General features: G+C 63.2%; 22 protein-coding genes. 19 read left to right on the forward strand and 3 right to left on the reverse strand.

The window, feature by feature from the left end; all coding sequences use genetic code 11:
* Positions 1 to 125: 125 nt before the first annotated feature.
* Positions 126 to 998, reverse strand: coding sequence for a chondroitin 4-O-sulfotransferase (locus AB3X96_RS13595; RefSeq protein WP_368590160.1), 873 nt, complete (start codon positions 996 to 998; stop codon positions 126 to 128).
* 171 nt (positions 999 to 1,169) lie between these two features.
* A complete protein-coding gene (locus AB3X96_RS13600; RefSeq protein ID WP_176122572.1) occupies positions 1,170 to 2,033 on the reverse strand; it encodes a hydroxymethylpyrimidine/phosphomethylpyrimidine kinase in 864 nt (287 codons plus the stop codon).
* A gap of 297 nt (positions 2,034 to 2,330) precedes the next feature.
* Between AB3X96_RS13600 and AB3X96_RS13605 the strand changes: the two genes are divergently transcribed.
* From AB3X96_RS13605 to AB3X96_RS13640, 8 genes are all read left to right on the forward strand, one after another.
* Positions 2,331 to 2,501 (forward strand): rubredoxin, encoded by a 171-nt coding sequence (locus AB3X96_RS13605; protein ID WP_006047743.1) that lies wholly within the window; start codon positions 2,331 to 2,333, stop codon positions 2,499 to 2,501.
* Between the two features lie 296 nt (positions 2,502 to 2,797).
* Complete coding sequence (locus AB3X96_RS13610) at positions 2,798 to 4,204, forward strand: hypothetical protein (protein WP_368590161.1); 1,407 nt, start codon at positions 2,798 to 2,800, stop codon at positions 4,202 to 4,204.
* A 308-nt stretch (positions 4,205 to 4,512) separates the two neighbouring features.
* Positions 4,513 to 5,091, forward strand: a complete 579-nt coding sequence (locus tag AB3X96_RS13615; protein ID WP_013088593.1) for a YqgE/AlgH family protein — start codon at positions 4,513 to 4,515, stop codon at positions 5,089 to 5,091.
* A gap of 10 nt (positions 5,092 to 5,101) precedes the next feature.
* Complete coding sequence (ruvX, locus tag AB3X96_RS13620; RefSeq protein WP_368590162.1) at positions 5,102 to 5,542, forward strand: Holliday junction resolvase RuvX; 441 nt, start codon at positions 5,102 to 5,104, stop codon at positions 5,540 to 5,542.
* Positions 5,529 to 6,068 (forward strand): bifunctional pyr operon transcriptional regulator/uracil phosphoribosyltransferase PyrR, encoded by a 540-nt coding sequence (pyrR, locus tag AB3X96_RS13625; RefSeq protein ID WP_368590163.1) that lies wholly within the window; start codon positions 5,529 to 5,531, stop codon positions 6,066 to 6,068. The genes ruvX and pyrR overlap by 14 nt, the downstream gene beginning before the upstream one ends.
* 63 nt (positions 6,069 to 6,131) lie before the next feature.
* Complete coding sequence (locus AB3X96_RS13630) at positions 6,132 to 7,157, forward strand: aspartate carbamoyltransferase catalytic subunit (protein ID WP_008920711.1); 1,026 nt, start codon at positions 6,132 to 6,134, stop codon at positions 7,155 to 7,157.
* A gap of 59 nt (positions 7,158 to 7,216) precedes the next feature.
* Positions 7,217 to 8,497 (forward strand): dihydroorotase, encoded by a 1,281-nt coding sequence (locus tag AB3X96_RS13635; RefSeq protein WP_368590164.1) that lies wholly within the window; start codon positions 7,217 to 7,219, stop codon positions 8,495 to 8,497.
* A gap of 38 nt (positions 8,498 to 8,535) precedes the next feature.
* Positions 8,536 to 9,393 carry a lysophospholipid acyltransferase family protein gene (locus tag AB3X96_RS13640; RefSeq protein ID WP_368590165.1) on the forward strand — a complete coding sequence of 286 codons (858 nt, stop codon included), beginning with the start codon at positions 8,536 to 8,538 and terminating at the stop codon, positions 9,391 to 9,393.
* 36 nt (positions 9,394 to 9,429) lie between these two features.
* On the opposite strand, the gene AB3X96_RS13645 is transcribed toward AB3X96_RS13640, so the two are convergent.
* Entirely contained in the window at positions 9,430 to 10,302 is an 873-nt protein-coding gene (locus tag AB3X96_RS13645) for a symmetrical bis(5'-nucleosyl)-tetraphosphatase (protein WP_368590166.1), read from the reverse strand.
* Between the two features lie 432 nt (positions 10,303 to 10,734).
* On the opposite strand from AB3X96_RS13645, the gene rfbB reads away from it, so the two are divergent.
* The 11 genes from rfbB to AB3X96_RS13700 all read left to right on the forward strand — a co-directional run bounded on the left by rfbB (position 10,735) and on the right by AB3X96_RS13700 (position 22,206).
* Entirely contained in the window at positions 10,735 to 11,796 is a 1,062-nt protein-coding gene (gene rfbB, locus AB3X96_RS13650) for a dTDP-glucose 4,6-dehydratase (RefSeq protein WP_368590167.1), read from the forward strand.
* Positions 11,797 to 11,806: 10 nt separating this feature from the next.
* Complete coding sequence (gene rfbA / locus AB3X96_RS13655; protein ID WP_368590168.1) at positions 11,807 to 12,700, forward strand: glucose-1-phosphate thymidylyltransferase RfbA; 894 nt, start codon at positions 11,807 to 11,809, stop codon at positions 12,698 to 12,700.
* Positions 12,685 to 13,236 (forward strand): dTDP-4-dehydrorhamnose 3,5-epimerase, encoded by a 552-nt coding sequence (gene rfbC / locus AB3X96_RS13660; protein ID WP_368590169.1) that lies wholly within the window; start codon positions 12,685 to 12,687, stop codon positions 13,234 to 13,236. The genes rfbA and rfbC overlap by 16 nt, the downstream gene beginning before the upstream one ends.
* Positions 13,237 to 13,245: 9 nt before the next feature.
* On the forward strand, positions 13,246 to 14,157 hold the full coding sequence (gene rfbD, locus AB3X96_RS13665) for a dTDP-4-dehydrorhamnose reductase (protein ID WP_368590170.1): 912 nt from the start codon (positions 13,246 to 13,248) through the stop codon (positions 14,155 to 14,157).
* A 162-nt stretch (positions 14,158 to 14,319) separates the two neighbouring features.
* The gene (locus AB3X96_RS13670; protein WP_368590171.1) at positions 14,320 to 15,744 is read left to right on the forward strand and encodes a UbiA family prenyltransferase; all 1,425 of its coding nucleotides are present in this window, start codon (positions 14,320 to 14,322) and stop codon (positions 15,742 to 15,744) included.
* A 3-nt stretch (positions 15,745 to 15,747) separates the two neighbouring features.
* Complete coding sequence (locus AB3X96_RS13675; RefSeq protein WP_368590172.1) at positions 15,748 to 17,076, forward strand: FAD-dependent oxidoreductase; 1,329 nt, start codon at positions 15,748 to 15,750, stop codon at positions 17,074 to 17,076.
* Positions 17,073 to 17,813, forward strand: coding sequence for an SDR family oxidoreductase (locus tag AB3X96_RS13680; RefSeq protein WP_368590173.1), 741 nt, complete (start codon positions 17,073 to 17,075; stop codon positions 17,811 to 17,813). Before AB3X96_RS13675 ends, AB3X96_RS13680 begins: the two co-directional genes overlap by 4 nt.
* 79 nt (positions 17,814 to 17,892) lie before the next feature.
* On the forward strand, positions 17,893 to 18,312 hold the full coding sequence (locus tag AB3X96_RS13685) for a GtrA family protein (RefSeq protein ID WP_321576735.1): 420 nt from the start codon (positions 17,893 to 17,895) through the stop codon (positions 18,310 to 18,312).
* Positions 18,313 to 18,368: 56 nt separating this feature from the next.
* The gene (locus tag AB3X96_RS13690) at positions 18,369 to 20,039 is read left to right on the forward strand and encodes a DUF6311 domain-containing protein (protein ID WP_368590174.1); all 1,671 of its coding nucleotides are present in this window, start codon (positions 18,369 to 18,371) and stop codon (positions 20,037 to 20,039) included.
* Positions 20,040 to 20,273: 234 nt separating this feature from the next.
* Entirely contained in the window at positions 20,274 to 21,308 is a 1,035-nt protein-coding gene (gene gmd, locus AB3X96_RS13695; RefSeq protein ID WP_368590175.1) for a GDP-mannose 4,6-dehydratase, read from the forward strand.
* A 1-nt stretch (position 21,309) separates the two neighbouring features.
* The gene (locus AB3X96_RS13700; RefSeq protein ID WP_368590395.1) at positions 21,310 to 22,206 is read left to right on the forward strand and encodes a GDP-mannose 4,6-dehydratase; all 897 of its coding nucleotides are present in this window, start codon (positions 21,310 to 21,312) and stop codon (positions 22,204 to 22,206) included.
* Positions 22,207 to 22,771: the final 565 nt, after the last annotated feature.

The raw sequence follows: 22,771 nt of genomic DNA on the forward strand, positions 1-22,771 counted from the left end.
CCATCTGAACCTCGTCAGAATTTGCAGGCTATGTGAAGCAATATGCCAGGTCTCTGCAATTCCAACAACACGATTTCTACCCGGAAGCCCAGCTACTCAAGGCTCTACGGATTGTTCAGGACGGACTAAGTATCGATCGGCGTCAGATCGAAGCGGCGGATCACCTCATGCACGCGCGACAGGAATGAGCCGTCGATGCCCAGAACCGTTGCGCTATAAATGTGCGGATTCTCGAGCCGATTTATTTCTGCCTGGATCACGCGGACCAATTCAAGCGCATTCGAAAAGACGCTGCCCGATTCTTTCGCATAAGCTTCGACGATGCGATTGGCATCGCGAAACAGCTCGTAATCAAGGCTATTGTGATCGACAAATTTCTGTCTTGCTGCTTCGCTTAACAGTGCTGTGCCATTCGGTTTGCCATTAATGCGGTTCGCTTCGAAGCAGAACGGTAATTTCATTCCGGTCGAACCGCACAACCGCAGTAAGAATTCGCTCATGTCCTCGCAGACGCCGACGGTACCGATATGTTCGCGCAAATGGATTTTCGCGACGGCGAGGGACGCTTCGTTGACCGCCGGTTCGCCGCTCAGCATCTGCACGAACAGGTTCCGGCCGCCGAGCGATTCGCTGACCCACTCGTCGAGCGATAGCACGCCTTGAAGCGCCATAGCCTCCGGCGTCGACACGCTGACCCCGCGCATGATTTGGCCGTTCTTGCCGTTCGCGGCATACCGGTAGTGAGAGATGTGGCGCGCGAGCGGATCGCGCAGGATCGTGCAGTAGTTGACCGGATGTTTCATCACCCGATGAATCCCAAACGGATGATGTCCACCGCCGACTTGCGTCTCGAGCAGCTTCGCGCGACAGTTTCCCCACCCATCCTGATCCCAAACAAAGCTAATGAATTGATCATTACCTTTGTTCAAATCAAAGCACGAAATAACGGTCGAACCGCCGCATTTCGGTGGATGGATAAAAAAGGTCGGGAAAGACATGTGGGGACATATGGCTGTCAGTGATGCGTAAAGTCTAGACAAAAGGTGTCACTGACGTTGTGACGTTTAATTACGCAGGAACACGTCTGGTTACATTGGCGCGAAAGACGCACTAAATGAAAAAACCCGCCTAATAGCGGGTTTCTAGTCGATTACCGATGAATGACGAGGTCAGTGTCGCGCTTCCCCGGGCGCTGCGCCCTTGCCTTGGGCCGGCGGGGTTTCGTCGTCGTCGCTGCTGCGTGCCCAGAAGAAACGATCGGGCATGTACGCCCCCATGCCGGGCCGGAACGCATTGCGCACCGCCTGATACAGATACTCCTGGCTTTCGCGCACCGCTTCCGCGGGCTCCTGGCCGTTGGCGAGCAGCGCGGCGATCGCCGCGCCAAGCGTATCGGTCAGGCCCGTCAGCCGATGGGGCGCACGGTCCCACAAGTCCTGACGCAACTGGCCGTCCTCGCTGAAGAGCGTGTTGACGAGCCGGTGCGTGCCGGTTTCGGTCGACAGAATGTACTCGCAGCCCTGCGACAGCAGATGCGAGATCGCGGCGTCGAGGCTCGGCGCCTCCGCGTCGCCGTCGGGCTGCGCAAGCGCGAGCAGCGTCGACGAGTCGGCGACCAGCAGCGTGGTTTGCGGGGCGAGCAGATCGGCGATCGCTTCGCGCAGTTCGTCGGCGGCGAGCACGTGTTCGTCGTCGAGCGTGAAGTCCGGGGCGAGGATCAGCGGGACATCGTCGTAGTCGGCAACCACTTCCGCGATCGCGCTGACCACCTCGGCGCGCGTGCACGCGCCGACCTTGAAGGCGGCGATCGGCATGTCCTCGAGCAGCATGCGCGCCTGCGTCGCGACGATGTCAGGGTCGAGGCCGGTGACTTCATCGCAGCTCGCCGAGTCGCGCACGGTATAGCCCGTGAGCACGGATACGCCGTGGCAGCCCATGCTGGCAAGTGTCATCAGGTCCGCCTGCAGGCCGGAGCCGCCAGTGGGATCGGAGAGGCCGAAGGTGAGGACGATCGGAGGCGTGTCGCTGGGCATGAAAATGGATAAGAAAAGCAGGATTTCGGCGCACAGTGCGCAATTGGCTCAATTATGCGGCCTAAACCGCTGACAGGGCGTTTTTTCGCGCGGCTTGCCCGAGGGCCCACTCTACCGTGTCGCTGGCGCCCGCCCGACGCGTGGCAAGCCGCCGGAAGCGGCGCTGGCACGGCGCGCGGGCGCCCGCCGAAGGCCGGTCCACGCTACGGTTGCGCGTTTTCGATTGCTAGGCATGGGGGCGCCAACACGGTACCATCATGGCTCCCGTTTCCACGGACTCAACGACGCGACAAAAGAATGGAATATCAAAGCTGGATGTGCCTGATTTGCGGCTGGATTTACGACGAAGAGGCCGGCTTGCCCGACGAAGGCATTGCGCCGGGCACGCGCTGGGAAGACGTGCCCATCAACTGGACGTGTCCCGAGTGCGGAGCGCGCAAGGAAGACTTCGAAATGGTCCAGATCTGAAGCACGGCAAGCCCCCGGAAGCTTCGGCCCCAAAACGGTGTCCCGAGGTTCGGTCCCGAACCTGAACCCTGAGCTTCAATCCCGAAAGTGAGCGGTGTCGCCACCGCACAATTGCTGCAATCGCTTGATGCGTCCGGCGCGCCCGGCGCCTGTCTGAGCGCGCTGGCGCGGAACATCGCCGGACGCGTCGTGTCGCAACGGTAGTCTGTCATTGTCCTGTCGCCGGTTCGCGCGGTGGCCGCCCACTCGGCACGCGGCGCGAAGCGACGGCGCCGTCAGCTTCGTGTCGCCTGCCCATGACTCTTCGATCCGCAGCACCCGTTTCCATCGATGCACTGCCGAATCCGCGCGGCGGCGCGGTCCGCCCGGCGGAACTGGCGCTCGCCGAGGCGTCGCTCGCGTTCGAGCAGCGCCACGAGAGCGGTGCCGCGCTGCTGCGTGCGTCGCATGCCTTGCGCACGGCGGGCTGGCTCAGCGCGCAGCGTTTCGCCGATGCGCTGGTGCGGCTCTCGCCGCTCGCGAGCGACGAGTCGGCCGAAGCGCAAAGCGCCCGGCCAGTGTTCGGCGCGGCGCTGCGCGACTTCCGCGCGGCGCTCGAACGTCACAATCTGCGCGAGCTCAGCTGCTCGCCGACGCTGTTCAACCATTACCGCGAGCTGTGCGCGCAACTCGTCGAACCCACGCCGGGCTCCGCCGTCGCGTTCGAAGAGCTCGCGCTGTGCGCGCGGCCGGTGCCCCCGGCGTCGCTGCACGCTCAATCGGCCGATCAGCTGGCACATCTGCGGGCGCGCTACGAGCGCGCTCTGCTGCCGGTGCTGCGCTCGCAGGCCGACACGGGTAGCGCGGTGGCGCTTGCGGTCACGAACGCCGCGCTCGACGAGCTCGACGCCGTGTTCACCGAACTCGCCAGCCCCGATCCCTACGACTTCTGGCGGCTCGCTCGCGCCTGCGCGAAGGCGCTGCGCGCGCGCGGCCACGCAATTCGCGATATCGAAGCACGGCGCTTTTACGCGCGCTGCAACCTGGCGCTCGCCGATCACGCGCGCGGCATCGAGCGCGCGCCGCGTTCGCTGGTGCGCGCGACGCTCGCGCTGCTGTGGCGCGACTACGCGCTGTTCGGCGCGGCCGCCCAGGACGCCGACCAGGTCGAGGTGCTGCACGATTACGGCTTGACCGTCGACTGGCACGTCGCCGGCACGCAGTCGTCGGAAGCGCTGTGGGAGGCGCGCGCGCTCGAGGTGCAGTCGCTGCCGCACACGCGCGATCTCGGCGTGCTGAGTGTCAACGCGAACGCGTACGAAGATTTCCTGCAGACCGCCGAAGCGTCGATCGAGGCGCTCGCCGCGCATGCCCGCGCGGCCGATCAGCCAGAGAAAGCGGACCCGAGCGAAGCACTGCAGGCGGGCGACGCCGCCTACCGGCTCGGCTCCGCCGCCTGCGCGCTCGGCCTCGGTCACGTGGCGCTGCTCGCCGATGCCCTCGGGCTCGCATGGCGGCGTCGTGCGCATGCGGCCGTCGCGACGCCGGCGGTGCGCGTACACGTGATCGTCGGCGCGCCGGCGGCCGACACGCTCGAGCAGGCCGCCGAGGCGTTGCGCGCGTCGCTGCACAAGGTCGCCGCGGGCGTTGGGCCGGCCGGCGGCAGCTTCACGCAGGCGGCGCTCACCGCGCTCACGCGCGCGATCGAGCAGGGCGGCGCGTGAAGCGCAAGCCACGCCGAACCAAACGCGCGACGTGGCGCGCGAATTGCGTCCGCAACGCCTCGACCGACGCGCGCCGAATCCGCTGAAACCCAATTTGACGAGTCACAATCCCGCTACTTCGCGACACGCGTCGAACCTGCCGTTCTACGCGGTGTTTCGGCGCCTGATCGCGGCATGGCGCGAGTCGCGCGCGTGATAGAGTGGAACTTGATCCGGCGTCGATGACGCCGCACGTAGCGTGCAACCCAACGCGTTGCAATGCTCAAAGCAGCCCGCCATCGCGCATCGTCTTTGCTAAAATCCGAACTATGTCCAAGAGTACCGATCGCATCAATCTGACCAACCAGTTCCTGATCGCCATGCCGAACATGGCCGATCCGACGTTTTCAGGAACGGTGGTCTACCTTTGCGATCACAGTGAGCGCGGCGCGCTCGGCCTCGTGATCAACCGGCCGACCGATATCGACCTGGAAGCGCTCTTCAATCGCATCGATCTGAAGCTCGAGATCGAACCTCTTCTCCATGTTCCCGTGTATTTCGGCGGCCCGGTGCAAACCGAGCGCGGCTTCGTGCTGCACGATCCGAAAGGCGGCAGCGCGTACACGTCGTCGATGTCGGTGCCGGGAGGGCTCGAAATGACCACCTCGAAAGACGTGCTCGAGGCCGTCGCGAGCGGCAACGGTCCGGAGCGTTTCCTGCTGACGCTCGGCCACGCCGGCTGGGGCGCCGGTCAGCTCGAAGACGAAATCTCGAAGAACGGCTGGCTGACGGTCGAGGCCGATCCGAAGATCGTCTTCGACGTGCCGGCCGAAGATCGTCTCGAAGCGGCGCTCGCGCTGCTCGGCGTGTCGCTGTCGATGCTGTCGGGCGAGGCCGGGCACGCATGAGGGGCCGCGCATGAATCTGCCGGCCGGACGTGAGGCGACGCTGCTTGCGTTCGACTACGGCGTGAAACGCATCGGCGTGGCGGTCGGCAATTCGCTGACGCGCCGCGCGCGGCCGCTCGTCGTCGTGCAGAACCGCAGCAAGGAGTACCGTTTCGAAGCGCTCGGCAAGCTGATCGTCGAATGGAAGCCCGATGCGCTGGTGGTCGGCCTGCCGATGCACCCCGACGGCACACCGCACGAGCGCACGCAGCTCGCGAAGCGCTTCGGCAACCAGCTGAACGGCCGCTTCAATCTGCCGGTCACGTGGGTCGACGAGCGCTACTCGTCGGTCGAGGCCGAGGCGCAAATCCGCGCCGGCAACGCCCGCATCGACATGCTCGATGCCGAAGCCGCGAGCATCATCCTCCAGCAATATCTTGACGGACTTTCCGACGATCATGAGTTCCATTGACGCCGAAGCGCTGTATCGCGCGTTGCTCGACCAGATTCGCGCGGCCTATGGCGACCAGCTCGCCGCAGCGCACGACGGCGCCCAGGCGGCGGTGCTCGCGGGTATCCATAGCGGCGGCGCATGGCTCGCCGAGCGGCTCGCGCGCGACCTGAACCTACCGAGCTTCGGCGTGGTGAACGTCGCGCTGCATCGCGACGACTACGCGAAGAAAGGGCTGCACGCGCAGGCGAGCCCGACCTCGCTGCCGTTCGCGGTCGATGGCAGCCGCATCGTGCTGGTCGACGACGTGCTGTACACCGGCCGCACGATTCGCGCTGCGGTGAACGAGCTGTATGACTATGGCCGGCCGGCGTCGGTCGAACTCGCGGTGCTCGCCGATCGCGGCGGACGCGAGTTGCCGGTGGCGGCGCGCTTCGTCGGCGGCGTGGTCGACGTGCCGGCCGACGCGACGCTCGTGCTGGCCCACGAAGACGACGGCGCGGGCGGCCAGCGGTTCTCTTTTCACACTGAAGCACGCGTTGATTGAATCTCGCGCGAGCGACGCGCCGACCTCGATCACGTTGAAGCCCGTATTTGAAGCAGGTACATCATGAACACCGCCACCCAGGCTCCGCAAGATTCCTCCGCTAGCGCATCCGAGCGCTTCCGCTACGGCTTCCTGAAGGGCAACCCGCAGCTCACGAAGAACGGCGAGCTCAAGCATCTGCTGTCGATCGAGGGCTTGCCGAAGGCCATCGTCAATCACATTCTCGAGACCGCCGACCAGTTCGTCAGCGTGACTGATCGCGAAGTGAAGAAGGTGCCGCTGCTGCGCGGCAAGTCGGTGTTCAACCTGTTCTTCGAGAACTCGACGCGCACCCGTACGACGTTCGAGATCGCGGCCACGCGGCTGTCGGCCGACGTGCTGAATCTGAACATCAACGCGTCGTCGACGAGCAAGGGCGAATCGCTGCTCGACACGATCAACAACCTGTCGGCGATGCACGCGGATCTGTTCGTCGTGCGTCATGCGTCGAGCGGCGCGCCGTTCCTGATCGCGCAGCATTGCGCGCCGCACGTGCACGTGATCAACGCCGGCGACGGCCGTCACGCGCACCCGACGCAGGGTCTGCTCGACATGTACACGATCCGCCACTACAAGAAAGACTTCACGAAGCTGCGCGTGGCGATCGTCGGCGACATCCTGCATTCGCGCGTCGCGCGCTCGGACATTCATGCGCTGACCACGCTCGGCGTGCCCGAAGTGCGCGCGATCGGTCCGCGCACGCTGCTGCCGGGCGGCCTCGAACAGATGGGCGTGCGCGTGTTCCACAACCTCGACGAAGGGCTGAAGGACGTCGACGTCATCATCATGCTGCGCCTGCAGAACGAACGCATGAGCGGCGCGTTGCTGCCGTCGTCGCAGGAGTACTTCAAGAGCTGGGGGCTGACGCCCGAGCGTCTCGCGCTCGCCGCCCCGGATGCGATCGTGATGCACCCCGGCCCGATGAACCGCGGCGTCGAGATCGACTCGCAGGTCGCGGACGGCCCGCAATCGGTGATCCTGAATCAGGTGACGTTCGGTATCGCGGTGCGCATGGCGGTGATGGGGATCGTCGCGGGCAATAACGATTAAGCAGCGACCATCAGGAAGCCGAAGCACAGGCTGAACCACAGGTTTAACAAAGGCAGCGCATGAAGATTCATATTCACGGCGGCACGCTGATCGATCCGGCAGCGGGCACCGAACAGCGGCAGGATATTTTTATCGAGGCGGGCAAGATCGCCGCTCTCGGCCAGGCGCCGGCCGGCTTCCAGGCGGAGCGCACGCTCAACGCCCACGGACTGTCGATCGCGCCGGGTCTCGTCGACCTGTGCGCGCGTTTGCGCGAGCCGGGCTACGAGCACAAGGCGACGCTCGGCTCGGAAATGGCCGCGGCGCTCGCGGGCGGCGTGACGAGCCTCGTATGTCCGCCGGACACCGATCCGACGCTCGACGAACCGGGCCTCGTCGAAATGCTGAAGTTCCGCGCGCGCAATCTGAACAAGGCGCACGTGTATCCGCTCGGCGCGCTGACGGTCGGTCTGAAGGGGCAGGTCATCACCGAGATGGTTCAGCTGACCGAGGCGGGCTGCGTCGGCTTCTCGCAGGCCGATACGCCGATCGTCGATACCCAGGTGCTGATGCGCGCGCTGCAATACGCGAAGACGTATGGCTTCACCGTGTGGCTGCGTCCCGTCGATGCGTACCTCGGCAAGGGCGGCGTCGCCGCGAGCGGAGCGCTGGCGTCGCGGCTCGGTTTGTCGGGCGTGCCGGTGTCGGCCGAAACGATCGCGCTGCATACGATCTTCGAACTCGTGCGCGTGACCGGCGCGCGCGTGCATGTGTCGCATGTGTCGTCGGCGGCGGGCGTCGCGCTCGTGCGCGCGGCAAAGGCCGAAGGCCTGCCGGTGTCGTGCGACGTCACCGTGAACCACCTGCATCTGATCGACCTCGACATCGGCTATTTCGACGCGCAGTTCCGGCTCGATCCGCCGCTGCGCCAGCAGCGCGATCGCGAAGCGATCCGCGCAGGCCTCGTCGACGGCACGATCGACGCGATCTGCTCGGCGCACACGCCGGTCGACGACGACGAAAAGCTGCTGCCGTTCGCCGAAGCGACGCCAGGCGCAACCGGCCTCGAACTGTTCCTGTCGCTGACGGTCAAGTGGGCCGACGAAGCGGGCGTGCCGCTCGCGAGCGCGCTCAATCGCATCACCGCGGCGCCGGCGCAGGTGCTCGGCCTCGAAGCGGCTGGCCGCATCGCGGTCGGCGCGGTGGCCGACCTCTGCGTGTTCGACCGTCATGCTCACTGGCGCGTCGAGCCGCGCGTGCTGAAGAGCCAGGGGCACAACACGCCGTTCCTCGGCTACGAGTTGCCGGCGCAGGTGCGCGCGACCGTCGTGTCGGGTCAGCTCGCGTACGAGCAGCGCTGAGCGGCATCGTCTCGGTCCAGTCAAGGAAAGCCCCGCCCATGAAGCTCGCGTTACGCAAGATCCGTCTCATCACGCATCTGCTGCACGGCATGTGGACCGTCGCGACGCGCTTTCCGAACGCGAGCGCCGAGCGGCGTCACTCGCTCAATCGCGCGTGGTCGCTGAAGATGCTGCGGTTGTGCGGCATGCGCCTTGTCGTGCATAACGATGCGGTGCGGCTCGATCGTGGCGCGCTCGTCGTCGCCAATCACATCTCGTGGATCGACATCTACGTGATCAACGCGTGGCGGCCGACGCCGTTCGTGTCGAAGGCGGAGATCCGGCAATGGCCGGTGGTCGGCTGGCTCGCGCAGCAGCTCGACACGGTGTTCATCCAGCGCGAGAAGCGCAGCGACGCGAAGCGGATCATGCACGAACTCGCCGATCGCCTCAGCGCGGGTGAACTGATGTGCGTGTTCCCCGAAGGCACGACCTCGAACGGGCTCGAGTTGCTGCCGTTTCACGCGAACATGTTTCAGGCGGCGGTGTCGGCCGGTGTGCCGGTGCAGCCGCTGTGCATCATGTACGAGGATGCGCAGGGCCGGCAGTCGACCGCACCCGCGTATATCGACGATGTCTCGTTGTCCGACTCGCTCGACATGCTGTTGCGTGGCGGTCCGCTAACCGCCCACGTCTATGTCGGCGCACCGCTCGCACCGAACGCTGACCGGCGGGTGCTTGCGGCGCAGGCTCAGAACGTGGTGGCGAACGCGTTGCGGGACATGCAGGCCGGCAACGCAGTGGCGGGGACGGTCGCGCAAGAAGGCGACGTGGTAGCTGCCGCGTCGTCGAGCGACGCCGCCGAGACGCCGGAAACCCTGATCGAGCCCGTCGATCAGCCGCGCCGCTCGGCCTGAGCGGCGGCGCTGCCGGGCAGCGTCGCCGGCTTCTGTTTAATTGCCCCCGCGCGGCACACCGCACGAATCGCAATCGACCTGCGTCAACGTACGCTCCGCAGGATTTCGCGCGAGCCGTACCGCCGACAGCTTGTGCCCCCACACGCAACCCGAGTCGAGGCCGATCAGGTTGTCGCGCAGCATCAGGCCGAGCGCGGCCCAATGACCGAACACGACGGTCACGTCTGCGGTCTGGCGCGACGGCACGTCGAACCATGGCATGCAACCGCTCGGCGTGGATGCGAGCGTGCCGCTGCTGCTGAAATCCATCACCCCATCGGCGCTGCAAAAGCGCATGCGCGTCAACGCGCTGCATGTAACGCGCAGACGCTCGATTCCCTTCAGGCCCGGCTTCCAGCGGTTCGGCTCGTTGCCGTACAGGCCGGCAAGCGTTTCTTTCCAGTTCGGCGCACGCAGCGCGCGCTGCAATTCGTCGGCGAGTTCCAGCGTCAGCGTCGTATCCCATTGCGGCAGCACGCCCGCGTGCACCATCAGCATGCCGTTGTCGAAATGCGCGAGCGGCCGGTGGCGAATCCACTCGAGCAGATCGGCGGCATCGGGCGCGGCGAGGATGTCTTCGATCGTGTCCCCTTTCTTCGACTTGCGAATCCCCGCCGACACCGACAGCAGATGCAGATCGTGATTGCCGAGCACGGGCACCGCGCGCTCGCCGAACGCGATTACGTCGCGCAATGTGTCGAGCGAGTCGGGGCCGCGGTTGATCAGATCGCCGGCGAACCACAGCGGTGTGCCGTCCGGCGGCGCGGCTTTGGCGAGCAGTTGCTGAAACGGCGCACGGCAGCCTTGCAGATCGCCGAATGCAAGAGGAACGAGGGGAGCGGACGTACTGGAAGCGTTGTGGGGTGTCATCGAGGAAATCAGATCGATTCGATACGCGCGGTGTTGCACGACGCGTGCCACGGTGGGCAGAGCAGCAAGCTAGCGTGACATAATAGCCGCTTTGCCGGGGCGACGTCCGGTCGGTCAGGACGATGGGCCGGCAACGCCGATGGAGGGAAGGAAAAAAATTTCCTTGCTCGGTTCTGGCCATCGGCCGCATAAACGGTCAATGAAAAAGTTGATGGCCGCCATATCCGCGAGACCTGTTCGAGATTATTCGATTCGAGTTTTTGGCGGGCATGACCTTATAATCAGGTCATCATAAGACTAGCGTCAGAGCGTTTGCTTGCGCACAAGCGGATGCATTGAACTGCTGCAGAATCGCAAACCATCATGCATCGTGGTCACGTCGGCGAATGCAAATCGATTCAGGGACGCGACCCACATCCACAAGGGAATTACATGATCCTGGTAACGGGCGGTGCCGGGTTTATCGGCGCTAATTTCGTGCTCGACTGGCTGAATGGGTCGGACGAAGCGGTGCTCAACGTAGATAAACTGACCTACGCCGGCAACCTGGGCACGCTGAAGACGCTACAGGGCAACCCCAAACATATTTTCGCGCGCGTCGACATTTGCGATCGGGCCGCGCTCGACGCGCTATTGGCCGAGCACAAGCCGCGCGCCGTGCTGCACTTCGCGGCCGAAAGCCACGTGGATCGCTCGATTCACGGTCCGGCCGATTTCGTGCAAACCAACGTGGTCGGCACCTTCACGCTGCTCGAAGCGACACGCAGCTACTGGAACACGCTCGGCGAGCCGGAGCGCGCCGCGTTCCGCTTCCTGCACGTATCGACCGACGAAGTGTTCGGCTCACTGTCTGCAACCGATCCGCAGTTTTCCGAAACGACGCCTTATGCGCCGAATAGCCCCTATTCGGCGACCAAAGCCGGTTCGGATCACCTCGTGCGCGCCTACCATCACACGTATGGCCTGCCGGTGCTGACTACCAACTGCTCGAACAATTACGGCCCGTACCAGTTCCCCGAAAAGCTGATTCCGCTGATGATCGCCAACGCGCTCGGCGGCAAGCCGCTGCCCGTGTATGGCGACGGTCAGAACGTGCGGGACTGGCTGTACGTCGGCGACCATTGCAGCGCGATTCGCGAAGTGCTCGCGCGCGGCACGCCGGGCGAGACGTACAACGTCGGCGGCTGGAACGAGAAGAAGAATCTTGAAGTCGTGCACACGCTGTGCGACCTGCTCGACCAGAAGCGTCCGAAGGCGGCCGGGTCGTATCGCGACCAGATCACCTATGTGAAGGATCGTCCGGGCCACGACCGCCGTTACGCGATCGACGCCCGCAAGCTCGAGCGCGAACTCGGCTGGAAGCCGGCGGAAACGTTCGAGACGGGGCTCGCCAAAACGGTCCAGTGGTATCTCGACAACCAGCAATGGGTCGACGAGGTCGCTTCGGGCGAATACCGGAAGTGGGTCGAGACCAACTACGCGCAGCGCGCGTAAAGGCACGGCAATGGCGCGCAAAGGCATTATTCTCGCGGGCGGTTCGGGCACCCGCCTGTATCCGATTACGCACGTCGTCTCCAAGCAGCTGCTGCCGGTGTACGACAAGCCGATGATCTACTATCCGCTGTCCACGCTGATGGTGGCGGGCATCCGCGACGTGCTGATCATCTCCACGCCGCAGGACACGCCGCGCTTCGAGGCGATGCTCGGCGACGGCAGCCAGTGGGGCATGAACATTGAGTACGCGGTGCAGCCGTCGCCGGATGGGCTCGCGCAGGCGTTCATCATCGGCCGGGAGTTCGTCAACAACGATCCGTCGGCGTTGATTCTGGGCGACAACATCTTCTACGGCCACGATCTCGCGAAGCAACTGGAGCGCGCCGACGCTCAGACCGAAGGCGCGACCGTGTTCGCGTATCACGTGCAGGACCCGGAGCGCTACGGCGTGGTCGAATTCGACAAGCAGTTCCGCGCATTGTCGATCGAAGAGAAGCCAGCGAGGCCGCGTTCGAACTACGCGGTCACGGGCCTGTATTTCTACGACAAACAGGTCTGCGACATCGCCGCCGACATAAAGCCGTCGCAGCGCGGCGAGCTCGAAATTACCGACGTGAACTCGCGCTACCTCGCAAACGCGACGCTCAACGTCGAAATCCTGGGCCGCGGTTATGCGTGGCTCGACACCGGCACGCACGATTCGCTGATCGAAGCCGCAACCTTCATCGCCACGCTGCAAAAGCGTCAGGGTCTGGTGGTCGCGTGTCCGGAAGAGATCGCTTACCGGCGTCAATGGATCGATGGCGAGCAACTGCTCGCGCTCGCCAGGCCGCTCGCGAAAAATGGCTACGGGCAGTACCTGCAAAACATTCTGACGGATCGAGTCGCATGGCCATCCAGGTAACCGCAACCTCGCTGCCCGAAGTCAAGATCATCGAGCCGAAGGTATTCGGCGATGCGCGCGGCTTTTTCTTCGAAAGCTTCAATGCGCTCGAATTCGCCGAGAAGGTCGAGCGAGGTGTCGAGTTCGTGCAGGACAATCATTCGCGTTCTTCGAAGGGCGTGCTGCGCGGGCTGCACTATCAGATCCAGCATGCGCAGGGGAAGTTCGTGCGCGTGGTCGAGGGAGAGGTGTTCGACGTCGCCGTTGACATCCGCAAGAGCTCGCCGAACTTCGGCAAGTGGGTCGGCGTGACGTTGTCGGTGGAGAACCACCGGCAGTTGTGGGTGCCGCCCGGTTTCGCGCACGGCTTCGTCGTGCTGTCCGAGTCCGCGCAGTTCCTGTACAAGACCACCGACTACTGGTTCCCGGAGCACGAGCGCAGCATTGCGTGGAATGATCCGGCGATCGGCATCGAATGGCCGATCGACTTCGAGCCGCTGCTCGCGGCCAAGGATGCGGCGGGCAAGCGTCTCGCCGACGCCGAAGTCTATGCCTAAGGGGATCGCATGAGCGCACACGATGCGAAACGGACGATTCTCGTCACCGGCGTCAACGGGCAGGTTGGCTATGAGCTTGCGCGCACGCTGCAAGGGCTCGGCAACGTGGTGGCGGTCGATCGCGCGCGGCTCGACCTGTCGAACCTCGATCAAATTCGCGCGGTGGTGCGCGAGCTGCGTCCCGCGCTGATCGTCAATCCGGCCGCCTACACGGCGGTGGACAAGGCCGAAGAGGAGCGCGAGCTGGCAATGCGCATCAACGGCGAAGCGCCGGGCGTGCTCGCCGACGAAGCGAAAAGGATCGGCGCCGCGCTGATCCACTATTCGACCGACTACGTGTTCAACGGCACCAAGGAAGGCGCGTACATCGAGGACGATCCGACCGACCCGCAGAACATCTACGGCCGCAGCAAGCTCGCGGGCGAGCAGGCGATCGCGGCGAGCGGCGTCGATCATCTCGTGTTGCGCACCAGCTGGGTGTACGGCACGCGCGGCAAGAACTTTCTGCTCACGATGCTGCGGCTAGGCGCCGATCGTCCCGAGTTGAAGGTGGTGGCCGATCAGTTCGGCGCGCCCACGTGGTGCAACACGATCGCGACGCTGACCGCGCATCTGTGCGCGCAGGGCTTCGCCGCCGAAGACGGCGCGAACTGGTGGAACGAGCGTTCCGGCATCTATCACCTGTGCGCGGGCGGCTCGACGTCTTGGCACGGCTTTGCGTCGGCGATCTTCGAACTCGCGGATTTGCCGAACAAGCCGAACACGCTGCCGATTCCGGCCGTGGACTACCCGACGCCCGCAAAGCGCCCCGCCAATTCGAGGATGTCGAACGACAAACTGGCGCGTGTGTTCGGGCTCGCCGCGCCGCATTGGAAGGAGGCGTTGAAGTTGTGCCTGTCGCGCGACGAGCGCCTCGCATAATGCGGGCGCCCATGTTGCCATCCCTATGCCGGGAAGGGCGGTGTAAATATCAACCGACGAACGAGACCCCTGTTGGCCGCCAGCGATTGCGATCATTCGGGGAGTGGGGAAGCGGAAGAGCGTTTCGCGTGATCACACTTTTCTCTGTTTAGGCCCGCTCAAATGAGTCAAAAACCCCTCGTAGTCGATCTCGACGGAACGCTGATGCGCTCCGATGTGCTGATCGAAAGCGCATTCGCATTTTTTAAAGCCGCCCCTCACCGTTTTTATGAGCCGCTGCTCTGGCTGTTGCGCTTTGGCAAGCCTGGGCTCAAGTCGCGTCTCGCCCAGACGACCAATATCGACGTGACGGTGCTGCCCTATGACGAGACGGTCCTGGACTGGCTCAAGCAGGAGCGCGCCACTGGGCGCCGCCTCGTGCTTGCCACCGCGAGCCATGAGCGCTTCGCACATGCGATTGCCGATCACCTGAGTTTGTTCGACCAAACCTTCGCGACCAATGGCAATGTCAATCTAAGCTCGCGCAACAAGCGCGATCGGCTGGTCGCGGAATTCAGCGAAAAGGGCTTCGATTACGCTGGCAATTCGCATGCGGACGTTCCCGTGTGGGAGGTTGCCGACCGCGCCTACGTGGTCAATCCATCGGTCGGCGTCGAGCGGGTCGCGCGCAAGCGGGGCAACGTCGAGACCGTCATCGAGACGCGTCCGCCACGCACCCGGGTGTGGGCGAAGTCACTGCGGTTGCATCAGTGGCTCAAGAACCTGCTGATTTTCTTGCCGCTGTTGGCTGCGCACGAGGCATCGTCGGTGCATCTGCTCGCCATGGCCGCCCTCGGTTTCGTTTCGTTCGGGCTGTGCGCATCGAGCGTCTACCTGCTGAATGATCTGCTCGATCTCGAGGACGATCGGCACCACCCGACCAAGCGTCGGCGCCCGCTCGCGGCAGGAACCTTGCCGCTCTGGCAGGGCGCGATATTGTTTCCGGTTCTATTGGTAATCGGGTTCGGAATCGCCCACGCGTTACTGCCGTACCGATTCACCTTGGTGCTGATCGCCTACTACACGCTGACACTCGCCTACTCTTTCTATCTGAAGCGGCAGGTCATGGTGGACGTCGTGGCGCTCGCTTGCCTCTACACATCCCGAATCGTGGCGGGGAGCGCGGCCATCGATGCGCGGCTGAGCTTCTGGCTGCTCGCTTTCTCGATGTTCATTTTCCTGAGTCTCGCCCTCGTCAAGCGCTTTGCCGAACTGCACCTGCTTCAGGCGCGCGGGCTCGTCACGTCGCGGGGCCGAGGATATGTGGCGGGTGATCTTTCGCTGGTCTCATCGCTCGGAGCAGCGGCTGGCTATCTATCCGTGCTGGTGCTGGCGCTGTATATCCAGGACGCCAACACGCTTTTGCTGTATCGCCATCCCCAGTTCATCTGGCTGGCCTGTCCGCTGCTGCTCTATTGGGTCAGCCGTATCTGGATCATCGCCCATCGCGGTCGGATGCACGACGATCCTGTCGTTTTCGCCGCCAAGGATCGAGGTAGCTGGGCCGTCATCGGGTTGTGCGCTGTCGTGTTCTGGCTGGCCATCTAAAACATGGCGCACGTTCAGTCCTGGGGGCTTTATCCCTATGCGCCGCAGAATCCGCACACACCGGCATGGCGCGACGGCGTAGCGCCAGCGTGGCGCTCGGCGGCGTCGGCTAGCGGCACGACGCTCGGATTCGGCCAGGGCCGCAGCTATGGCGACAGTTGTCTCGCGTCCTCGGGCCAGGTCGTGTGCATGCGGGGTCTCGATAGGCTCATCGACTTCGACGCGTCGAGTGGCGTGCTGCGCGCCGAGGCGGGCGTCACGCTGGAGACGATTCTCGAGCTAGCGATTCCGCGCGGCTGGATGCTGCCCGTTACGCCGGGAACCAAATACGTGACGCTTGGTGGCGCTGTGGCCAACGATGTTCATGGCAAGAACCATCACGTCCGAGGCACCTTCGGCCGCCATGTGCGCCGCTTCGGCCTTTTGCGCAGCGATGGCAGCGAGCTCGAATGCGCGCCCGGAAGCGCGACGGACGCCGAGCCCGATTTTTTCGGTGCGACTATCGGCGGACTGGGGCTCACGGGACTGATCACCTGGGTCGAGATTCAACTGATGCCAATCCGCACGAGCCTGATGGATGTGTCGAGCATCCGCTTCGACAATGTCGACGAATTCTTCGTCCTGTCAGAGCGCCTCGATCGACATCACGAATACAGCGTCGCGTGGATCGATTGCCAGAGCCGTGGCGCGGCGCTCGGACGTGGGATTTTCATGGTCGGCGATCATGCGCCGGAAGGGCCGCTTGCAGTCGAGCGCCGCAAAAAGCACACGGTTCCCATCGTCTCGCCCGTTCCTGTGTTCAACAAACTGACGCTGCGTCTTTTCAACGAGGCGTATTATCGCCGCCAGGCCGCTGGCGAGACCAAGGCGAAGGTCGGATACGATAGCTATTTTTATCCGCTCGACGCGCTGCTGCAGTGGAACCGCATCTATGGACGCTCCGGCTTCCAGCAATATCAATGCGTGATTCCGCCAAATTGCGCGCGCGAGGCAATACGCGACGTGCTCGATGCGATTTCGCGCAGCGGCACCGGCTCGTTTCTTGCCGTGCTCAAGCGCTGCGGTGATCTTCGGTCGCCGGGGTGGCTTTCCTTTCCACGGGAGGGCACTTCGCTGGCGCTCGACTTCCCGCAGCGCGAGGCGTCCAACCGGCGCCTGTTCGATACGCTCGACGCGATCGTCCGCGCGAGCGGTGGACGTCTGTATCCGGCAAAGGATGCGCACATGTCGGGGGAGGACTTCCGCGCGGCCTACCCGCGGTGGACCGACCTGGAGACACTGAGGGACCCTGCCTTGCTTTCTCGATTCTGGGAACGAACGACTCGCTCATGAAGAACATCGTCATCATTGGTGCCACTTCGGCCATCGCTTCGGCCTGCGCGCGCGCATGGAACGGACCGGGAGTAGGCTTCGCACTGGTCGCGCGCAACGCGCGGCGCCTTCAGGAAACCGCCGACGATCTGAAGGCGCGCGGCGCCGAACTGGTCAGCTGCCACCAGTTGGACATCGACGATTTCGGCGCGCAGGAATTGGTTGTGCAGGCATGCCGGGCCGCTCTCGGCAGCATCGACATCGTGCTGGTTGCGCCGGGCACCTTGCCCGATCAGCGCGAATGCGAGCGCGACGCTGCCGTCGCGGTGCGCGAGTTCACGACGAACGTCGTTTCGGTGATCGCGCTACTGACGCGTTTCGCTAATATCGTCGAGGAACAGCGCAGTGGCACACTAGCGGTGATCGCCTCGGTCGCAGGCGATCGTGGACGTCCGTCGAACTACCTTTACGGCAGTGCGAAAGCCGCACTTGCCACGTTCTGCGAAGGACTCAATGCACGCCTGAAAAAGGTCGGTGGACATGTGGTGACGATCAAGCCTGGCTTCGTCGCTACGCCGATGACGCAGGGCCTGCCGTTGCCCAAGCCGCTCGTGGCGACACCGCAGGCTGTGGCCACCGACATCGTGAAGGCCGTGGCGCGTCACCGCGACGTGGTGTATACCCCGTGGTTCTGGGCGGGCATCATGCTGATCATTCGCTCCATTCCGCGCCGCATCTTCAACCGGCTGTCGCTGTAATGGAAGCCGGCCGGCGGGCCAGTCGCGCTCGCGCCGGCCGACCGCTTTCAGACAGTCGATAGATCAACGCAACGATACCGTGAATTCATCGGCCAAACCTCTCGCCACCCCCCACCTCGTCATTCTTTATGCAGTCTTCGCGGCCCTGTCGATCGTCGTGAACATCGGCCTGCAAAAGCTGTCGCTGATTGTGTACGAGGGTCCTTTCGACGTCATGCTTTCAGTGGTGGTCGGCACCGGAGGCGGTCTCGTACTGAAGTTCGTCCTCGACAAGATCTGGATTTTTCGCTATCGCCACAATAACCTTTCGCATGGGGTGGCGAGCTTCTTTCTGTATTCGTTGATGGGCGTGGCGACCACGTTCATCTTCTGGGGCTTCGAGTTTGGCGCCGACGCCATCTTTCATTCCGAGCCGGCACGCTTCGTCGGCGGCGCCATCGGCCTGACGATCGGCTATGTCGTGAAGTACCGACTCGACAGGCGGTTCGTCTTTGCCTGATGCAAGCGTGCGGCGGCGCCCGCATCCGAATCATCGCTACTGGACGTCTTCCATCCATGTCCGTCGATTCAAGACCGAATGGCCTCGTCGATGCGCCGGTACCCGAGCGTGCACCGCGCGTATCGCTCGATCTCGTGGCGTACGCGCTGCTGTTGGCGGTATCGGTCTTCATCTTCGACGGTTGGATGGGTCTTTCGGCATTGCATCCTTCGCATCTCGAATGGTTGTACCTCGGCGACTACCGGAGGAATCTGGCCGCGCTCAACCTGTTCCGTAGCTCGTCGTGGCAGTTTCCGCTCGGACATATCGAGACGAGCGATTTTCCGGTGGGCGCAAACATCGTGTTTATGGACGGTAACCTGCTCTTGGCGATCGTCACGAAGTTGCTCGGGCCGTTCCTCGGCCCGGCGGCGCAGACCTACGGCGCTTGGGTTTATCTGTGCGCGTTGCTGCAATTCTCGTCCATTTATTGGGCGCTAAGGCAGCTCGCAGTCTCGTCGGTGTGCGCGTTGCTGGGCGCGCTGTTGCTCGGGCTTCTGCCGACGTTTTACTACCGGGTAGGCCATCTCAACCTGTTGCCGCATTTTCTGATCATCATCGGTTGGGGCACGCTTCTGTCCGCGTCGATGACGTCTAGCGACCGGTTGCGCATTTTTCTCGCGTTAATCGTCTTTTCGGTATTCACGCACTTCTATTTCACGCCGCCTCTCGTGCTGATGGCGGTGCTGACCCAGTGGCGTGCATGCAGCTACCGCGCTGATACGGCAACGCTGCGCTTCGTTGCGCGTCAGGCTTGCATCATTCTCGCGCTCATGCTGTCGGCAATGTTCGCGGCCGGCTATTTCCAGCATTTCCGCGATGACAGCAGCGGCTTCGGCTTCTACTCGATGAACCTGAACGCGTTCATCAATCCGCTAGGCGCAGACGGAGAAGATACGTCGAGGTATGTATCGACGCTGCCGATCGGCACTGCCGGACAGTACGAGGGTTATCAATATCTGGGGCTCGGCCTCTTGCTGTTCGTCCTGATGGCGGGGTTCATGCTCGGGCGCCGGATCGTTGCAGGCGTCGACGCACCCGTCCGGTCGCTATGGCTGGCGCTGACGATACTGAGTCTTTCGAATCAGGTCTATCTGGGTTCCTCGCTGGTGTTCGGAATCGAGCTTCCGCGCGCGTTAATGGCGCTGGTGTCGCCCTTCCGCGCCTCCGGGCGCTATGGATGGTTCGTGGTCTATCCGGTTTTGCTCGTCGTATTCTCGAACCTCTACCGGCATGTGCGCGCGCGATCGAGCCGATCGCGGCGTTCCGGCATCACCGTGTTCGCGCTGGTCGTCGCTCTGCTCACTGTCGTGCAATTCGAAGATATCAGGTCGGTATTGGTCCTCAGGCGTGGCGCGCCCCCGCCGACGCTGCCGGCTGGCGTTGCAGTGGCCAGGACGGTGGCAGCGTACGTGTCGGCCAGCGGCTTTAGAGGGCCGATCTTTATCGACGTCCCGGACATCGAGACGAACAAGGATGTATTCGCGCCGCTCACTGCCGAGCTGGCAGGGCGGCGCGTAAGTATTTCTCCAGCGCCGAATGTGCGCGAGAACCTGCGCTATTCCGGCCGGGATCACATCCAGGACACGCTGGACGCGCACGGGATCGTCATCACCCAGTCTTGCGAGCGCGCGCTTACCGCCAGGAAGATCAAGCTTCTGCCAACGTGGTGCGCGTTCGCGGGCTGAGCCTGATTCGGTGCCGGGGCGAATCGCATGCTCGTCGCGTGTCGGCGTGCCGGCGGATTCGGTCCGGAGTCGCTCCATCGATAGTCAGCGGAATCGGTCGGCAGCTCTCACGTGCGCCGTCCGCGACTATCTCGGCGTCCCGGCAGGGTTGCCCCGTCGGCTATAATCGGCGTTCAATATTGACCTATGCTCAACGCGCGGACTCGCGTGAGCGGCTTACTGAAGGAGAAGGACTTGACGAGCGCTGTGGTGACTGGCATTACCGGGCAAGATGGTGCGTATCTGACGCAATTGCTCCTCGAACGTGGCTACGACGTCTATGGCACGTATCGGCGTACCAGCTCGGTCAACTTCTGGCGTCTCGATGAAGTGGGTGTACTGCAGCATCCGAAGCTTCATCTGGTCGAGCACGACCTGACCGATCTCGGCGCAACGATTCGCCTGCTCGAAATGGCCAAGCCGCGCGAGGTCTATAACCTGGCGGCGCAGAGCTTCGTCGGCGTATCGTTCCAGCAGCCGGCCACGACGGCTGAGATCACCGGTGTCGGGGCGCTGAACGTGCTCGAGGCGATCCGCATCGTCGATCGTTCGATTCGCTTCTATCAGGCGTCCACCTCCGAAATGTTCGGCAAGGTGCAGGCGATCCCCCAAAAGGAAGACACCCCGTTTCACCCGCGCAGTCCATACGGCGTAGCGAAGCTTTACGCACACTGGATCACGGTCAATTATCGCGAGTCTTACAATATTTTTGGCTCGAGCGGCATTCTGTTCAATCACGAATCGCCGCTGCGCGGGCGTGAATTCGTCACACGGAAGATTACGGACTCGGTCGCCAAGATTTCGCTCGGCAAGCTCGACGTACTCGAACTCGGCAATATCGACGCGAAGCGGGACTGGGGTTTCGCGAAGGAATACGTCGAAGGCATGTACCGCATGCTGCAAGCCGACGAGCCGGACACCTTCGTTCTCGCCACCAATCGTACGGAAACCGTGCGCGATTTCGTATCGATGGCCTTCCGTGCTATCGGCACGGACATCGAGTGGCGCGGCAAGGCGGAGAAAGAAGAAGGGCTCGACGCATCCAACGGCAAAGTACTGGTGCGTGTGAATCCGGAGTTCTATCGTCCGGCGGAAGTCGATCTGTTGATCGGCGACGCCTCCAAGGCGAAGGAAAAACTTGGCTGGACGCCAAGCACTACGCTCGAAGAGTTGTGCACACTGATGGTTGAGTCGGATCGGCGCCGCAACCAGATTGGTTTCTCGTTCTGATATGCCTATGCGCCGCGTCTTGATCACAGGTGCCCATGGCTTTACGGGCGCTTATCTTCGCGAGGAACTGCTGAGCGCCGGTTATGAGGTGACGGGTACCTGTGTCGGCGATCTTCGGCAAGGAAGCGAGCTGCAACTCGACATCACATCGCTCGACGATTGCCGTCGCGTGATCGAGGCGGTCCGCCCTGATTGCATCGCGCATCTGGCTGCAATCAGCTTCGTCGCGCACGAAGTGACACTCGACATGTACCGGGTCAACGTGCTTGGTACGCTCAATCTGCTTCAAGCCTGCGCCGACGTCGGTCACCGGCCGGACAAGATTCTGATTGTCAGCAGCGCGAACGTCTATGGCAATGCCGGTGGCGTAATCGACGAAGGTGTGACCCCGGCGCCCATTAATCATTACGCGGCCAGCAAGCTTGCGATGGAGCATCTGGTCAAGACGTGGTTTGACCGGTTGCCCATCGTAATCGTGCGTCCGTTCAACTACACCGGGCGTGGCCAGGCAGAGCGTTTCCTAATCCCAAAGATCGTCTCGCACTTCGTCAAGCGACTGCCTGTCATCGAATTAGGCAATCTGGATGTGGCGCGCGACTTTTCCGATGTGCGCACGGTCGCGAAGATTTATCGCGGACTGCTGGAGTCGAATGTCGAGTCCGAGGTCGTGAATGTGTGCAGCGGCAAGCCTTATACGCTTCAGCAGGTGCTCGAGGCAGTGAGCGAGGTCTCCGGGCACCAGCTCGAGGTGCGTGTCAATCCCGCGTTCGTTCGGGCCAACGAGGTCAGAGTCCTGGTGGGTTCGACCGAGAAATTGCGTCGTCTCGTGCCCGGCGTGCAGCCATTCGACTTTTCCGAAACCATCAAATGGATGGTTGGCGGCGAAGACGCGCGATAGTAAGCGCCAACGCTGCCTGGCGAGCGGCCGCGCTGGGCAAGCCAACAGCGTCTGCCCCGTTGGCGGGTGGCTGGCGCTAAACAGTGCGGACTCATACCATTGCGGCCGTCCCGCCGCATGGTATGCAATCTGGATTCCAGCGCACCGGGCGGCATCGATGCAGATGTCGACCGTCACCCGCAACAAATTCGAAACCACCGTTCAATTGTGGGACGTCGATGCCACCACGTCACGCCCGCAGTTCACGGGCCCAGGTAGGCGGGCCGACAACGGCACGCATCGTTCACTGTTGAGCGTGGCGACGTTCGTCCGAAACCGGGCGCGGCGGCACGCCTCGGACCGTTATTTACCTCTTCTCGGGTTTCTGCCGCTTGCAATTTGTAGCATTGCCACACTCCGCCGGTGTCAATGCGGCCCTACAATCCCTTCGCTGTGTTCAGCACCCTACGCCGTACGATAGAATGATCAATTCGTTCGGGGTTAAAGCGGCCGAATGTATGAACCTGGTTTGCGCAAGTCGCGCCCGTCAAACCCTTGGCCGCACCAATATCAAGACTGCGAAGCG

The organism is Paraburkholderia sp. BR13439 (assembly GCF_040948805.1).
GTDB lineage: Bacteria > Pseudomonadota > Gammaproteobacteria > Burkholderiales > Burkholderiaceae > Paraburkholderia > Paraburkholderia youngii.

Bases quoted from the DNA above. Each gene is read 5' to 3' on its own strand.
- AB3X96_RS13595 (WP_368590160.1), bottom strand. From the start codon at position 998: ATGTCTTTCCCGACCTTTTTTATCCATCCACCGAAATGCGGCGGTTCG.
- AB3X96_RS13600 (WP_176122572.1), bottom strand. From the start codon at position 2,033: ATGCCCAGCGACACGCCTCCGATCGTCCTCACCTTCGGCCTCTCCGAT.
- AB3X96_RS13605 (WP_006047743.1), top strand. From the start codon at position 2,331: ATGGAATATCAAAGCTGGATGTGCCTGATTTGCGGCTGGATTTACGAC.
- AB3X96_RS13610 (WP_368590161.1), top strand. From the start codon at position 2,798: ATGACTCTTCGATCCGCAGCACCCGTTTCCATCGATGCACTGCCGAAT.
- AB3X96_RS13615 (WP_013088593.1), top strand. From the start codon at position 4,513: ATGTCCAAGAGTACCGATCGCATCAATCTGACCAACCAGTTCCTGATC.
- ruvX (WP_368590162.1), top strand. From the start codon at position 5,102: ATGAATCTGCCGGCCGGACGTGAGGCGACGCTGCTTGCGTTCGACTAC.
- pyrR (WP_368590163.1), top strand. From the start codon at position 5,529: ATGAGTTCCATTGACGCCGAAGCGCTGTATCGCGCGTTGCTCGACCAG.
- AB3X96_RS13630 (WP_008920711.1), top strand. From the start codon at position 6,132: ATGAACACCGCCACCCAGGCTCCGCAAGATTCCTCCGCTAGCGCATCC.
- AB3X96_RS13635 (WP_368590164.1), top strand. From the start codon at position 7,217: ATGAAGATTCATATTCACGGCGGCACGCTGATCGATCCGGCAGCGGGC.
- AB3X96_RS13640 (WP_368590165.1), top strand. From the start codon at position 8,536: ATGAAGCTCGCGTTACGCAAGATCCGTCTCATCACGCATCTGCTGCAC.
- AB3X96_RS13645 (WP_368590166.1), bottom strand. From the start codon at position 10,302: ATGACACCCCACAACGCTTCCAGTACGTCCGCTCCCCTCGTTCCTCTT.
- rfbB (WP_368590167.1), top strand. From the start codon at position 10,735: ATGATCCTGGTAACGGGCGGTGCCGGGTTTATCGGCGCTAATTTCGTG.
- rfbA (WP_368590168.1), top strand. From the start codon at position 11,807: ATGGCGCGCAAAGGCATTATTCTCGCGGGCGGTTCGGGCACCCGCCTG.
- rfbC (WP_368590169.1), top strand. From the start codon at position 12,685: ATGGCCATCCAGGTAACCGCAACCTCGCTGCCCGAAGTCAAGATCATC.
- rfbD (WP_368590170.1), top strand. From the start codon at position 13,246: ATGAGCGCACACGATGCGAAACGGACGATTCTCGTCACCGGCGTCAAC.
- AB3X96_RS13670 (WP_368590171.1), top strand. From the start codon at position 14,320: ATGAGTCAAAAACCCCTCGTAGTCGATCTCGACGGAACGCTGATGCGC.
- AB3X96_RS13675 (WP_368590172.1), top strand. From the start codon at position 15,748: ATGGCGCACGTTCAGTCCTGGGGGCTTTATCCCTATGCGCCGCAGAAT.
- AB3X96_RS13680 (WP_368590173.1), top strand. From the start codon at position 17,073: ATGAAGAACATCGTCATCATTGGTGCCACTTCGGCCATCGCTTCGGCC.
- AB3X96_RS13690 (WP_368590174.1), top strand. From the start codon at position 18,369: ATGTCCGTCGATTCAAGACCGAATGGCCTCGTCGATGCGCCGGTACCC.
- AB3X96_RS13700 (WP_368590395.1), top strand. From the start codon at position 21,310: ATGCCTATGCGCCGCGTCTTGATCACAGGTGCCCATGGCTTTACGGGC.